Here is a 12869-nt window from a genome sequence, read left to right as displayed (position 1 = left end):
ATGACAAAAGGCAGTGAATAGAAGTTTACGGTCATTTTGACCGAGAGGGAGAAATCACATAATCAAGTTTTAAAAATAGTGATCTTATAGGTTTTGAACTAAAGACTTGGTAATACGTGCAGATGCTATTTTTGAAGCCAAAATACCTAGAACAGAAATCGTGAAAAAAACGATAATAAAATTTTCAAGTTTTATGGTCACTGGGTATGGTAAAGTAGGTGTAATCATTACCCAACCAAAGGTTTTTTGAAGAAAAGTAATAATCAAAGCTACAACCAAACCAATAAGTCCACCTACAACACTCATAAGGCTACCTTGTAAGAAGAATATTTTCCGGATGTCTTTCACCGTGGTGCCCATATTAAAAATGGTATTTAGGCTTTGCTTTTTATCCAACATCATCATGATTAACGACCCAATAACATTAAAAAATGCGATAATGAGTACTAAAGTAAAAATAAGATAAACCGCTAAATTTTCGGTATTCAGCATTTTATAAATAGCATCATTAAGTTGAGCACGATTTTTTAACAGTACTTTATCGCCTAAAACAGATTGTATGTTTGTTTTAGCCTGTTCTTCATCAACCCCATCTTTTAATTTAAATTCTAAAGCAGAAAACTGGTTCGGGGCATAATTCAACAGGTTTTTAGCCAAATCTATAGAAGCGTAAATGTAGCTCTCATTTAAAGTTTCATTAATAAAAAAAACACCTACGTTTATAGCCCTTAGGCTGTTAAATGCATTTTTTGTTGAGGTTATTTGTCCTTTTCCTGGCTTCGGGACAAAAACATTTACAGGTTTTGTAAAATCCAAGACACCCAACGACAGGCTGTTTGAAATGCCCCAGCCCACTACAATCTGATTTGATTTCTGCTCCAACCAATTGCCATAATCTATTACCGAATCAATATGTACCACATTTTCAAAATGTTCGTCAACGCCTTTTAATACGGCCAGGGTGTTTTTGTTATCGGAAGCAATAAAAACCCGTTCTTCAATAATTTTAGAATATTCGGCAATATCATCCAGAGCATTCAATTTATCGACTTCGTCATCCGTTAAAACAAACGATTTTCCACTGGTGGGTTCAGCCTTTAAATCGGGATCTACAACTGTAGAGAATTGTAAGGTAAAATCCTTTAATCCTGCAAATCCAGAAAGAACTATAAACAATGAAGCAGCCCCTAAAACAACACCTACAAGTGCAATGTTGGTTATAAAATTAATAGCGTTGTTACTGCTTTTAGAACGCAGGTAACGTTTGGCTATGTATAAGGGGAAGTTCAATTTATGATTTTTTTCTTTTGTCTAAAGAATCTGGATTTTTAATAGGGTTTTCTTCGCCTTTAAGTGATTTTTCAATCTTTTCAATGTACTCCAAAGAATCGTCGATTAAAAAATCTAAGTTGGGCATACGGCGCAATTGGTTTTTGGTACGCTGTGCCAATTCGTGACGAATTAAAGGCGTGTTAGAGCGAATGCCCTTTAATAGTTCTTTGGCTTTATCGTTGGGAAAAATGCTCAAATACACCTTGGCTATCGATAGGTCTACCGTTACCTTAACTTTCGAAACAGAAATCAATACACCGCGCATACCACCTTGTGTGGCTGCACCTTGTAGTACTTCAACCAAATCTTGTTGTAAAACCGACCCTATTTTCTTTTGTCTTTGACTTTCTTCCACAGTATAAATTTTTTAAACCTCCCGACAGCAATCAGGATGGGCTAGAGTGCAAAAATAACGGATATTTAAGGATAATGTTACATTTAGCTTGCTATTTTCGTATTTTGAAGCGAAATAAAGCCACAAGTTAAAAAATTAACGATGAACAAAATTGAACATATCGGGATAGCCGTTAAAAGCCTTAAAGATTCAAATGAATTATTTTCAAAACTGTTTGGCGAACCACATTATAAAATTGAAGAAGTTGTTAGCGAAGGCGTTAACACCTCATTTTTTATAGTGGGCGGTAACAAGGTTGAACTTTTAGAAGCGACAAAAGAAGATAGCCCTATTGCAAGATTTATAGATAAAAAAGGCGAAGGTATTCATCATATCGCTTTTGCAGTAGATGATATTAACTCTGAAATCGAGCGGCTAAAAAAAGAAGGTTTTGTAGTTTTGAATGATATTCCGAAACAAGGAGCAGACAATAAATTAGTGGCGTTTTTGCATCCAAAATCAACAAACGGTGTTTTGATTGAGTTGTGCCAAGATATAAAACAAGATTTGGAGTATTAAATCGTGATAATCGAGTAAAATTTCTTGTAGAGTTATAAAATATGTAGTAATATTGCACACTCTTTTAAAAGAGTGATATTAGTGTGAGCTAATAGGTCCTATAACTCAGTTGGTTAGAGTATCTGACTCATAATCAGAAAGTCCCTGGTTCGAGCCCAGGTGGGACCACTTTAAAAACCTTCCAAAATCTTGGGAGGTTTTTTTATTTCATTATTTAGGATTCATAAACTGCTCAATTTTGCCTTTCGAAATCTTAGGATTTGCGCCTTCACTCTGTGCCACCAAAGCGCCAACGGCACAGGCAAAATCAATAGCTTTTTGAGGTTCAGTATTGTTGAGCAACTGGCTTATTAAGGACCCCAAAAAAGAATCACCAGCACCAACGGTATCAACAACTTTAACAAGGTAGCCACTGTTGTAATAAAGTTTGTCGTCATATAGCAATACCGCGCCATGTTCACCTTTGGTAACACAAATATGTTTGGTGTTGGTCTTTTCTGCTATGAAGTTTAGATTTTGTTCTAGGGATTTGTATTTCGAGCCCATGAGTTGACTCACCTCGTAAAGCTCATCGTCATTAAATTTTATAAAATCGGCTTTATCCATTAAATGAAAAAGTACTTCTTTGGTATAATGCGGCGGCCTTAAATTAAGGTCGAAAATTTTATATTTGGCCAATTCTACTAAGCTATATAAGGAGCCTCTGGATGTTTCATCGCGGGCGACCAAACTTCCAAAAACAAAGGCATCGGCGTTTTCAACTATATTTTGTGCTTCGTCGGTTAATAGAATTTTATCCCAAGCACGGGGTTGTTTTATTTCGTAAGAGGCCGAACCTTTATCGTTGAGCATTACCCTAACCTTACCGGTTTTATATTTGTAAAGTACTTGAACGTGGTCTGTATTGATGTGGTTTTCGTTGAGGTAACTCAATAACTTTTCGCCCCAAACATCGGCGCCAATGGCGCTTACCATAGATACATTATGCCCGTACAAACTTAATCTACTTGCAACATTTAATGGTGCGCCACCTATTTTTCTGTGTTCAGGGAATACATCCCAAAGAATTTCTCCAAAACATACAATTTTACTCATTTTATTACTTTTTTATGAAAGTCATAAAAAAAACAATAATACACAAATGGATTGCGGTGAAATAAAGGTTTTTCCTTTTTCGATTTCTGTTATTAGTTGAAAAACAAAGGCTAAAAACCGTGGAAAGTTTTGGCTATTTTACAATCAATTAAATACTTAAGGCGGAGCTGTAAATTTATGGGTTGCTCGGCAAGGTGCTGGGTATAATAGAGTAGTCCGGCCGATTTTTCGTCAAGTTCAGGAATACTATTTTTTCCAAAAGATTGTGTTCGCCTAATGTTATAATCGTATTCTTCAAGGGTTATGTGGGTTAAATCTTTTTTAGCCAAATGTTGAATAAGTTTATTTCGATTGACGGTCGTAATTTTTACGGATTTGATATCTTTTTGGTCACCCAGTTTTGATTTGCCAGATTTTAAAATGATGGCTGTAATTAGGAAGTAAAACTGAGTCTTTTTCGAATTATCGAATAGCCAGCCTTCCTTAATTTCGTTTTTTTTATTTAGAAATGAAAGTTCGAAAGTGAATGTTGGTAAATCTTGATTAAGGTAGTGTAATTGGGCCTTTTCGTCAATTAAATATTCGTTTAAATTATGGCGAAAAATAACATCAATGCCCAAGTGTTGGTTTTCAAGGTTGGTTATGCGGGAAAATTCTAGGTTTTTCGATTTATAAATGCCATCTAAATAATTATTCAGAATTTGTTCTTGTTTTAAATCGAACTTAAAATGAGACACTATTTTATTTCTTTTTTACTTGGTTGTAAAGTGTTTGGCCTATTTTTTCTACCACCCCAACCACTAGTGCGTTGCCCATAAAAAAGGCACGTTTGGTATCTGTAATGCCATCGAGTTTGGTGTGGTTATCTGGAAACATGTTGAGCCTTTCCAGCTCCACGGGTGTCAATCGCCTAAGTCCCTTTTTAGTGGTCACAACGTGTTTAAATCTCGAAGGCGACTTGCCGCCTTCACCCGTTATGATAGTGCGCGATGCATTATCGAGAGGATCAGGATAAATCATGGCCCCTTCGCTGTAATTGTACTCAAATCCAGCCTTGGTTTTCCGCTTTTCTTTTTTAGATCCTTTTAGGTACTCCCATTTTGGTTTATCACTTTCGTTTAGAAAAAACTCAGGGGTGACTTCGCCTTTTTGAAGAACATCGCCCAGAACCGTTTTTTTACCTTCGTAAAGTGGTTGGGTCTTGACCGTGTAAACCTTGCCATTTATTAAAACCCCAGTGTTTTGAAATGGGGATAGAGTGCCATTTTTATTGAAATTGTTGGTAATTTCTACTAAAGTGCCTTTTAGTTCAATCTTCTTTAAGGAATCATTTTTTTCAACAGGAAATGCTTTGGCTATAGTTCCTTCTGTATTGAGCCAATTTGCTTTTGAGGCCTTTTCAATTCTCTTATGAACAGATGAGGTTTTGTGGTAGCCAATAAAAAATACACGTCGCCGCCGTTGGGGCATACCGTAATCGGCAGCATTGATAACTCGCCATTCCACGGCGTACCCCAATTGGTTTAAGCTTTGCAACATGACTGCAAAATCACGACCGCGCTGCGTTGAGGGTGATTTTAATAGCCGGTCTACATTTTCTAAAAAAAGATATTGAGGTTTGTTTTTCTTTTCCTCTAAAATTCTCTGAATAGACCACCACAAAACACCTTTTTTTCCTTTTAGACCTTTAGAGTTTTGTAGGGTTGTGGCGACCGAATAATCCTGGCAAGGAAATCCGCCAACCAACACATCGTGGTCTGGAATGTCTGCGGTTGGTACCGATGCGATATCGGCATTAACGTGGTTATCTTTTCCAAAACGAGCTTCGTAAACCATAGAAGCATGTTGGGTTTTTGTGCTGGGTTCCCATTGGTTGCTCCAAACTATATGGTAGTTGGAAGCTTCTAAACCAAGCCTAAAACCCCCAACGCCGGCAAATAATTCTACAACTTTTAACATAAGCAGATTCCTAATTCTTCATGAGTAATTAAAGAGAAACAAATTTAAATAATGAATAGTTTTGGTCTTGACAAAAATCAATCTTTTATAAAATTGTTATCAACTATAAATGAGTATGGAAACAAACAGAAATTATACATATATTTGTTCGAAACTTAATGAAGGGATTAATTTTTGATATCTTTTTTAGTAAAAAAAGTGTGTTTCATCGATGTTTTTTGCGTTTTAAAGATGTTTTTTGTACGTAAAAATGATAAAGATTTTGTGAAACTGCTTTTTTTTATACATTTGTGACCCAGATGACAATACAAAATAAAAGAATATTTGCCTCAATCTTATTTGTATTAATAAGTTTTGTATGTGCTGCTCAAGGGGAGGCTATGCCTCCTCCCGGACCACCAACACCACCACCAGGTTTGCCAATTGATGGAGGCGTCTTGTTTGGTCTGGCCTTTGCTCTATTTTACGGTGGAAAAAAATTAATAACCCGGAAAGAATATTAATTAAGCTGGTCAAGTTCTACAAGTCTAGCTACATATTTACCCAAAACATCAAATTCTAAATTTACAACGGTTCCCTTTTTAAAGGAATTAAAGTTGGTGTGCTCGTAAGTATATGGGATAATGGCCACGCTAAAACTATCTTTTTTGGAATTCACCACGGTTAAACTCGTTCCGTTTACAGTTATCGATCCTTTTTCAATAGTGATGTTATTTAGTGAAGAATCGTAACTAAAGGTGAAAACCCAGCTTCCGTTTGCTTCTTTAATATCAGTACAAGTTGCGGTTTGGTCAACATGGCCCTGCACGATATGCCCGTCAAGGCGGTCGCCCAATTTCATAGCCCGCTCCAAATTTACTTTATCATTAATTTGTAAGGTTCGTAAGTTGGTTTTTTCTAAAGTTTCTTTAATGGCTGTTACCGTATATTCATCACCATCAATAGCAACTACGGTTAGGCAAACACCGTTATGGGCTACACTTTGGTCTATTTTTAATTCAGAGGTTATCTGACTTTTTATGGAGACATGAAGATTATCCAACTCCTTTGTTAAATTTGAAACTGTGCCAATATCTTCAATAATTCCAGTAAACATATTATTGTCTGTTTATTTAGTTAAATTTGCCAATCGAAAGAATTTCAAAATTACGAACAAAAGTTGTCATTTTTCAATGAAGCACGCAGAAAATATAACAGTAGGCATATCGATAGGAGACTTAAACGGTATTGGAGGTGAAATTGTTTTAAAAACTTTTGAAGACTCCCGAATGCTCGATTTTTGCACGCCCGTAATTTTTGCGTCCATAAAAGTGATGTCGTTTTTTAAATCACACTTTAACTCTGAAATTAATTTCAATAGTATCCATAATATCGACCAATTGGTTCATGGAAAGGTAAATGTGTTTAATTGCTGGAAAGAACCCGTTGATATTGAATTTGGAAAAGAAGATTTGAAAATTGGCGGGTACGCTATAAAGTCTTTGGAAGACGCAACAAAGGCTTTAAAAAATAATGATATTGATGTTTTGGTAACCGCACCAATAAACAAGCACAATATTCAATCTGAAAAATTTAAATTCCCTGGCCATACGGATTATTTGGCTCAAGAACTGGGGGGTGAAAGCCTTATGTTTATGATTACCGATACCTTGCGGGTAGGTTTGTTTACCGATCATGTTCCTGTAAAAGATATTGCGAGCCATATCACAGCGGAATTGATTGAGCAGAAAATAGGTACAGTTTACGATTCCCTTAAACGCGATTTTAAAATACAAAAGCCTAAAATTGCTGTTTTGGGTATTAACCCACATACCGGCGATAATGGTGTAATTGGCAGTGAGGACGATGATGTTTTAAGACCTACTCTGCAAAAAATAAAAGAAACAGGGAAACTGGTTTTTGGTCCTTATGCGGCTGATAGTTTTTTTGGCTCCAATAACTATAAAAATTTTGATGCCATAATAGCCTCATACCACGATCAAGGTTTAGTGCCATTTAAAACTTTATCGTTTGGGCAAGGCGTTAATTTTACGGCAGGTTTAAGTAAGGTAAGAACATCCCCAGACCACGGTACGGCTTTTGAAATTGCAGGACAAGGAAAAGCAGACGAAAACTCCTTTAAAGAAGCTGTTTTTAGTGCTATTCAAATTTTTAAAAACAGAAGGAGTTACGAAAAACTCACCAAAAATCCACTTAGAAAAGCACCCAGAAAAGAGCACCGTTAAGCGCTCGAATTTAGTAAATAATTGTTAAAATCAAGAGATTGAAAGAGATAAACAAAAAAATGTTTATAAGTCATGTGGCGTAAATAAAAATTTATATATTTGCAGGCTCAAAATAGATGTTGATAATGAAGCTATTAAAAGAATTTACAATTCCATTTGTTGGGTTGAAAATAGGGAAGCATCATTTTGAGTACAAAATTGAACAAGCGTTCTTTGAACATTTTGAGTATGAAGATTTTAATGATGTAAGCGTCTCAGTTGATGTAGAGCTTGAAAAAAAGACAACCTTTCTAGAGTTACATTTTAAAATTTCTGGATGGGTGAACGTTAATTGCGACCTTACCAACGAACCTTATAATCAAGATATAGAAAACGATTTTAATCTGGTTGTAAAGTTTGGAGAAGAGTACAACGATGATTATATTGATATATTGATTGTTCCTCATGGTACTTTCGAAATTAATATACAGCAGTACATTTATGAATTGGTTATACTAGGGGTTCCTTTAAAAAGAATACACCCAGGAATTGAAGACGGCACCTTAGATTCAGACATACTTGAAAAATTAGAAGAGTTAAGCCCTAAGCAAAAAGAAGAGAAAGAACAGGAAGAGGAAATAGATCCTCGATGGAATAAATTAAAGAAATTATTAACGGATAAATAACATATAAAATGGCACATCCTAAAAGAAAAATCTCGAAAACTAGAAGAGATAAAAGAAGAACACATTACAAAGCAACTGCGCCACAGATTGCAACATGCCCAACAACAGGTGAAGCGCACTTATACCACAGAGCACATTGGCATGAAGGAAAACTATACTACAGAGGTCAAGTGTTAATTGACAATTCTGAAGAAGTAGAGAACGTAGCATAAAAATGGTTATGTAAGTATATAATAAAACGCTCATTGTTGGGCGTTTTTTTTTATGAAATACTTTTTCTAAAAAACAAAAACACGTAATTTGCATTATATTACGTCAAAATTTAGTAGTTTTCGTAAAATATTGAGCGTTTTCCCACTATTTTTAACGATTTTGTTAATCGAATAATTTAAAAGGTATGAGTAAAATCTCAGCGGCAATTACAGCTGTAGGTGCGTATGTGCCAGAATATGTATTGACCAATCAAATGCTTGAAAACATGGTTGATACAAATGACGAATGGATTACCTCCAGAACTGGAATCAAGGAGCGTAGAATCCTAAGAGACAACGGTAAGGGCACATCTTATCTTGCCATAAAAGCAGCACAAGATCTTATTAATAAAAAGGGGATAGACCCAAAAGACATTGAACTTGTTATTGTTGCAACAGCAACTCCAGACATGAAAGCGGCTTCAACAGCATCTTTTACGGCTGCTGGAATTGGTGCAACCAACGCTTTTTCTTTTGATATGGATGCGGCTTGTTCAAGCTTTTTGTATGGAATGTCTGTGGCAGCCAGCTATATTGAGTCTGGAAGATATAAAAATGTCTTGTTGATAGGTGCCGATAAAATGTCATCAATCATTAATTATAAAGACCGCGCAACTTGCATCATTTTTGGTGATGGCGCTGGTGCCGTTTTATTTGAGCCTAATGAAGAAGACTTAGGGCTAAAAGACGAATACTTAAGAAGTGATGGTACGGGGCGTGAGTTTCTACAGGCCACTTATGGAGGTTCATCTTTTCCTATAACAGAAGAAGCTATGGCAAAAGGTGGGCAATATGCTTTTCAAGAAGGTCGCACCGTTTTTAAAAATGCCGTGTTCAATATGGCCGATGCCACGGTTAAGATTTTAGAGCGCAATAATTTAACTAAAAGCGATGTAGATTGGTTGGCTGCTCACCAAGCCAATAAGCGTATTATCGACGCTACAGCGCAACGTATTGATCTTGAGGAGGAAAAAGTGATGGTTAATATCCATAAATATGGAAATACCACGTCTGCAACATTACCTTTATTGTTGAACGATTACGAAGCAGAACTTAAAAAAGGAGATAAAATTATTTTTGCAGCCTTTGGTGGCGGATTCAACTGGGGCGCTATTTATCTAAAATGGGCCTATAATTCTAATAACTAACAACCCACTAACTAAAATTAGTAAAATTATGGATATAAAAGAGATTCAAAACCTAATCAAATTTGTTGCCAAATCTGGCGCAAGTGAGGTTAAACTAGAGATGGAAGATGTTAAAATCACCATCAGAACAGGGTCGGATTCAGGAAAAAATCCAGCGGTACAGTACGCACATGTTCCATCTCAGATACCGCAACAGGTAGTTGCAGCTCCACCAGCTGAGGCAGCGGCACCTGCAAAAGCAGCTGAATCTGAAGCACCAAAAGCAGCAGACGACGATTCAAAATACATAACTATAAAGTCTCCAATAATTGGAACATTCTACAGAAAGCCATCTCCAGACAAACCTTTGTTTGTTGAAGTAGGGCAAACCATTGCAGAAGGTGATGTGCTATGTATAATTGAGGCTATGAAGCTTTTCAACGAGATTGAGTCTGAAGTTTCAGGAAAAGTTGTAAAAATATTAGTTGAAGATTCTTCTCCTGTAGAATTTGATCAACCTTTATTTCTAGTAGACCCATCTTAATATTAGGTTATTAGATCACTCGGTTATTAGATCTTTATTTGTCTAATAATCCAATAATCGAATAATCCAAATGACTAATTAATCTAACACAAAAGAGATGTTTAAAAAAATATTGATAGCCAATAGAGGGGAGATTGCACTTCGTGTGATTAGAACCTGTAAAGAAATGGGCATAAAAACGGTAGCGGTCTACTCTAAAGCAGATGCAGAGAGTTTACACGTAAAGTTTGCCGACGAAGCCGTTTGTATTGGTCCAGCGCCAAGTAGCGAGTCTTATTTAAAAATGTCCAACATAATTTCGGCTGCAGAAATTACCAATGCCGATGCCATTCATCCTGGATATGGGTTTTTATCAGAAAATGCAAAATTTTCAAAAATTTGTGAAGAACACGGTATCAAATTTATTGGTGCAGACCCAGAGATGATTGATAGAATGGGCGATAAAGCCAACGCCAAAGAAACCATGAAAGCGGCAGGAGTACCATGTGTTCCTGGAAGTGATGGCGTTATCAAAGATTTTGAGGAATGTAAAAAACTAGCAAAAGAAACGGGTTATCCTGTTATGCTTAAAGCTTCTGCTGGTGGTGGTGGAAAAGGAATGAGAGGGGTTTTTAAGCCTGAAGATTTAAAAGATGCATGGGATTCTGCCAGGCAAGAGAGCAAAGCCGCCTTTGGTAATGACGATATGTATATGGAAAAGCTTATTGAAGAGCCTAGACATATAGAAATTCAAATTGTTGGCGATTCTAAAGGAAGAGCTTGTCATTTATCAGAACGCGATTGCTCGATTCAACGTCGCCACCAAAAACTTACTGAAGAGGTGCCATCGCCATTTATGACCACCGCATTGCGTAAAAAAATGGGTGATGCCGCAGTAAAAGCTGCTGAATATATTAAATACGAGGGGGCAGGAACTATCGAGTTTTTGGTAGATAAGCACCGTAACTTCTATTTCATGGAAATGAATACGCGTATTCAGGTAGAGCATCCTATTACCGAGCAAGTTATCGATTTCGATTTAATTCGTGAACAAATTTTGGTAGCTGCAGGTGTTCCAATTTCCGGAAAAAATTATTTACCAAACCTACACTCCATTGAATGTAGAATCAATGCAGAGGATCCATACAATGGTTTCAGGCCATCGCCTGGTGTTATTACAACTCTGCATGCTCCAGGTGGGCACGGAGTGCGTTTAGATACTCATGTTTATGCAGGATATGCCATTCCGCCAAACTACGATTCTATGATTGCCAAATTAATTACTACGGCACAAACCAGAGAGGAGGCTATCAGTAAAATGAAGCGTGCTTTAGACGAGTTTGTTATAGAAGGCATAAAAACGACTATTCCGTTCCATAGACAGCTCATGGATCATCCAGATTACATTGCTGGTAATTACACCACAAAATTTATGGAAGATTTCAAAATGGAAAAACTAGAAGAATAAACAATTATAACTCCGAAAGCAATTTCGGAGTTTTTTTATGGTGTTACTTTTGCCAAAAACAAAAGTCAGGCTATCCACTGTATCTTTTTTTCGTACCTCAAAAAAGGATGCCGCTCCTATCCTTAACACAGGTTCACGGTATTATTTAAAGCCTTAAATTAGCATGATGAATCTGTCTTATTGGGAAATAAAGTCGTGGTTAACCAACGTCAAATTTTGTATTGTTGGCAGTGGTATTGTGGGTTTAAACTGTGCACTTTTTTTAAAAGAGAAATTTCCAAAAAGTAAAATACTTATCTTAGAAAAGGGTTTTTTACCTCAAGGCGCCAGCACAAAAAACGCCGGATTTGCTTGTTTCGGGAGTCTTAGTGAAACTATAAACGATCTAAAAACACATTCCACAGATGAGGTTTATTCGTTAATAAAGAAAAGAGTTGATGGCCTAGAATTATTAAGACAAAGGTTGGGAGAATCCGCAATGGGTTACAAAAATTATGGCGGATATGAATTGTTCTGCAGTAATGATAAAGTACTATTTGAAGAATGTATTTCAAAGCGTTGTGAAATAAACAAAGTACTTTCACCTATTTTTAACGCCGAGGTTTTTAACTTAAAAAAGCACGATTTCAATTTTAAAAATATTGAAAAAACGACCATCTATAATCCTTTTGAATCCCAGATTGACACAGGGAGAATGATGGAAAATTTGCTTCAACAAGTTTATGCCTCTGGCATTAAAATTCTAAATAATATATCAGTTGAGGGTTTTTCAGAAAATCAAAATTCAGTTAAAATAGAAACCAAAAAATTTGAATTTTCCGCTTCAAAATTATTAATAGCTACAAACGGATTTGCCTCGCAATTAATTAATGAAACAGTTAAACCGGCTAGGGCACAGGTTTTAATTACAAAGCCAATTAAAAATCTAGAAATTAAGGGAACGTTTCATTTGGATAAAGGCTATTATTATTTCAGGAATATTGACAATCGAGTTTTGTTTGGAGGCGGTAGAAATCTTGATTTTAAAGGAGAAGAAACTACAGAATTTGCCCAAACCAGTTTAATTCAAAATAGACTTGAAGAACTTTTAAAAACAACTATCCTACCCGAAACTACTTTTGAAATTGAACATAGATGGAGTGGCATAATGGGGGTTGGTAACCAGAAAAAGGCCATTGTAAAACAAGTTTCAGATAATGTATTTTGTGGCGTAAGACTTGGCGGGATGGGAGTAGCTATAGGTAGTCTAATAGGTAAAGAACTAGCAGAATTAATTTAGTCTTTTGTTATTCCTGCGCAGGCAGGAATCTA

At 36.2% G+C, this 12869-nt stretch carries 15 protein-coding genes and 1 tRNA gene; 10 read left to right on the top strand and 6 right to left on the bottom strand.

What is annotated here, in order from left to right:
- Positions 1 to 84: 84 nt before the first annotated feature.
- Entirely contained in the window at positions 85 to 1290 is a 1206-nt protein-coding gene (locus ACIEHO_RS00225; protein ID WP_406967427.1) for an ABC transporter permease, read from the bottom strand.
- A gap of 1 nt (position 1291) precedes the next feature.
- Positions 1292 to 1687 carry a 30S ribosome-binding factor RbfA gene (gene rbfA, locus ACIEHO_RS00220; RefSeq protein ID WP_406967425.1) on the bottom strand — a complete coding sequence of 132 codons (396 nt, stop codon included), beginning with the start codon at positions 1685 to 1687 and terminating at the stop codon, positions 1292 to 1294.
- A 141-nt stretch (positions 1688 to 1828) separates the two neighbouring features.
- Here rbfA and mce point away from each other — a divergent pair, with 141 nt between their 5' ends.
- Together mce and ACIEHO_RS00210 are read left to right on the top strand one after the other, a co-directional pair.
- Positions 1829 to 2245 carry a methylmalonyl-CoA epimerase gene (gene mce, locus ACIEHO_RS00215; protein ID WP_406967423.1) on the top strand — a complete coding sequence of 139 codons (417 nt, stop codon included), beginning with the start codon at positions 1829 to 1831 and terminating at the stop codon, positions 2243 to 2245.
- Positions 2246 to 2339: 94 nt separating this feature from the next.
- Positions 2340 to 2413 (top strand) — tRNA-Ile (locus tag ACIEHO_RS00210).
- Positions 2414 to 2455: 42 nt separating this feature from the next.
- Here the strand turns inward: ACIEHO_RS00210 and ACIEHO_RS00205 are convergent.
- The 3 genes from ACIEHO_RS00205 to dcm form a co-directional block, all read right to left on the bottom strand.
- Entirely contained in the window at positions 2456 to 3340 is an 885-nt protein-coding gene (locus tag ACIEHO_RS00205) for a carbohydrate kinase family protein (protein WP_406967421.1), read from the bottom strand.
- A 110-nt stretch (positions 3341 to 3450) separates the two neighbouring features.
- Positions 3451 to 4077, bottom strand: a complete 627-nt coding sequence (locus ACIEHO_RS00200; protein WP_406967419.1) for a hypothetical protein — start codon at positions 4075 to 4077, stop codon at positions 3451 to 3453.
- Positions 4078 to 4081: 4 nt separating this feature from the next.
- Positions 4082 to 5299, bottom strand: coding sequence for a DNA (cytosine-5-)-methyltransferase (dcm, locus tag ACIEHO_RS00195; protein ID WP_406967417.1), 1218 nt, complete (start codon positions 5297 to 5299; stop codon positions 4082 to 4084).
- 299 nt (positions 5300 to 5598) lie between these two features.
- On the opposite strand from dcm, the gene ACIEHO_RS00190 reads away from it, so the two are divergent.
- On the top strand, positions 5599 to 5802 hold the full coding sequence (locus ACIEHO_RS00190) for a PID-CTERM protein-sorting domain-containing protein (protein WP_406967415.1): 204 nt from the start codon (positions 5599 to 5601) through the stop codon (positions 5800 to 5802).
- Here ACIEHO_RS00190 and ACIEHO_RS00185 read toward each other — a convergent pair.
- A complete protein-coding gene (locus ACIEHO_RS00185; RefSeq protein ID WP_406967413.1) occupies positions 5799 to 6395 on the bottom strand; it encodes a riboflavin synthase in 597 nt (198 codons plus the stop codon). The two genes, ACIEHO_RS00190 and ACIEHO_RS00185, sit on opposite strands and share 4 nt — an antisense overlap.
- 76 nt (positions 6396 to 6471) lie before the next feature.
- Here ACIEHO_RS00185 and pdxA point away from each other — a divergent pair, with 76 nt between their 5' ends.
- The 7 genes from pdxA (at position 6472) to ACIEHO_RS00150 (ending at position 12837) form a co-directional block, all read left to right on the top strand.
- Positions 6472 to 7524: a 4-hydroxythreonine-4-phosphate dehydrogenase PdxA gene (pdxA, locus tag ACIEHO_RS00180; protein ID WP_406967411.1), complete on the top strand. Its 1053-nt coding sequence runs from the start codon at positions 6472 to 6474 to the stop codon at positions 7522 to 7524.
- A 125-nt stretch (positions 7525 to 7649) separates the two neighbouring features.
- Positions 7650 to 8189 (top strand): YceD family protein, encoded by a 540-nt coding sequence (locus tag ACIEHO_RS00175; RefSeq protein ID WP_406967409.1) that lies wholly within the window; start codon positions 7650 to 7652, stop codon positions 8187 to 8189.
- 8 nt (positions 8190 to 8197) lie between these two features.
- Entirely contained in the window at positions 8198 to 8401 is a 204-nt protein-coding gene (gene rpmF, locus ACIEHO_RS00170) for a 50S ribosomal protein L32 (RefSeq protein ID WP_034042489.1), read from the top strand.
- Between the two features lie 185 nt (positions 8402 to 8586).
- Positions 8587 to 9588, top strand: coding sequence for a beta-ketoacyl-ACP synthase III (locus ACIEHO_RS00165; protein WP_406967406.1), 1002 nt, complete (start codon positions 8587 to 8589; stop codon positions 9586 to 9588).
- Positions 9589 to 9616: 28 nt separating this feature from the next.
- Positions 9617 to 10111 carry an acetyl-CoA carboxylase biotin carboxyl carrier protein gene (accB, locus tag ACIEHO_RS00160; protein ID WP_406967404.1) on the top strand — a complete coding sequence of 165 codons (495 nt, stop codon included), beginning with the start codon at positions 9617 to 9619 and terminating at the stop codon, positions 10109 to 10111.
- 97 nt (positions 10112 to 10208) lie between these two features.
- The gene (gene accC / locus ACIEHO_RS00155) at positions 10209 to 11558 is read left to right on the top strand and encodes an acetyl-CoA carboxylase biotin carboxylase subunit (RefSeq protein ID WP_406967402.1); all 1350 of its coding nucleotides are present in this window, start codon (positions 10209 to 10211) and stop codon (positions 11556 to 11558) included.
- 166 nt (positions 11559 to 11724) lie between these two features.
- Positions 11725 to 12837: an NAD(P)/FAD-dependent oxidoreductase gene (locus ACIEHO_RS00150; protein ID WP_406968680.1), complete on the top strand. Its 1113-nt coding sequence runs from the start codon at positions 11725 to 11727 to the stop codon at positions 12835 to 12837.
- Positions 12838 to 12869 lie beyond the last annotated feature (32 nt).

This window comes from Flavisericum labens (assembly GCF_045446075.1).
GTDB classification, from domain to species: Bacteria; Bacteroidota; Bacteroidia; order Flavobacteriales; family Flavobacteriaceae; genus Flavisericum; species Flavisericum labens.
This window is presented reverse-complemented; position numbering and strand designations above follow the sequence as displayed.

Bases quoted from the DNA above. Each gene is read 5' to 3' on its own strand.
- ACIEHO_RS00190 (WP_406967415.1), top strand. From the start codon at position 5,599: ATGACAATACAAAATAAAAGAATATTTGCCTCAATCTTATTTGTATTA.
- ACIEHO_RS00175 (WP_406967409.1), top strand. From the start codon at position 7,650: ATGAAGCTATTAAAAGAATTTACAATTCCATTTGTTGGGTTGAAAATA.
- rpmF (WP_034042489.1), top strand. From the start codon at position 8,198: ATGGCACATCCTAAAAGAAAAATCTCGAAAACTAGAAGAGATAAAAGA.
- ACIEHO_RS00205 (WP_406967421.1), bottom strand. From the start codon at position 3,340: ATGAGTAAAATTGTATGTTTTGGAGAAATTCTTTGGGATGTATTCCCT.
- ACIEHO_RS00165 (WP_406967406.1), top strand. From the start codon at position 8,587: ATGAGTAAAATCTCAGCGGCAATTACAGCTGTAGGTGCGTATGTGCCA.
- pdxA (WP_406967411.1), top strand. From the start codon at position 6,472: ATGAAGCACGCAGAAAATATAACAGTAGGCATATCGATAGGAGACTTA.
- ACIEHO_RS00150 (WP_406968680.1), top strand. From the start codon at position 11,725: ATGAATCTGTCTTATTGGGAAATAAAGTCGTGGTTAACCAACGTCAAA.
- ACIEHO_RS00185 (WP_406967413.1), bottom strand. From the start codon at position 6,395: ATGTTTACTGGAATTATTGAAGATATTGGCACAGTTTCAAATTTAACA.
- accC (WP_406967402.1), top strand. From the start codon at position 10,209: ATGTTTAAAAAAATATTGATAGCCAATAGAGGGGAGATTGCACTTCGT.
- mce (WP_406967423.1), top strand. From the start codon at position 1,829: ATGAACAAAATTGAACATATCGGGATAGCCGTTAAAAGCCTTAAAGAT.
- dcm (WP_406967417.1), bottom strand. From the start codon at position 5,299: ATGTTAAAAGTTGTAGAATTATTTGCCGGCGTTGGGGGTTTTAGGCTT.
- accB (WP_406967404.1), top strand. From the start codon at position 9,617: ATGGATATAAAAGAGATTCAAAACCTAATCAAATTTGTTGCCAAATCT.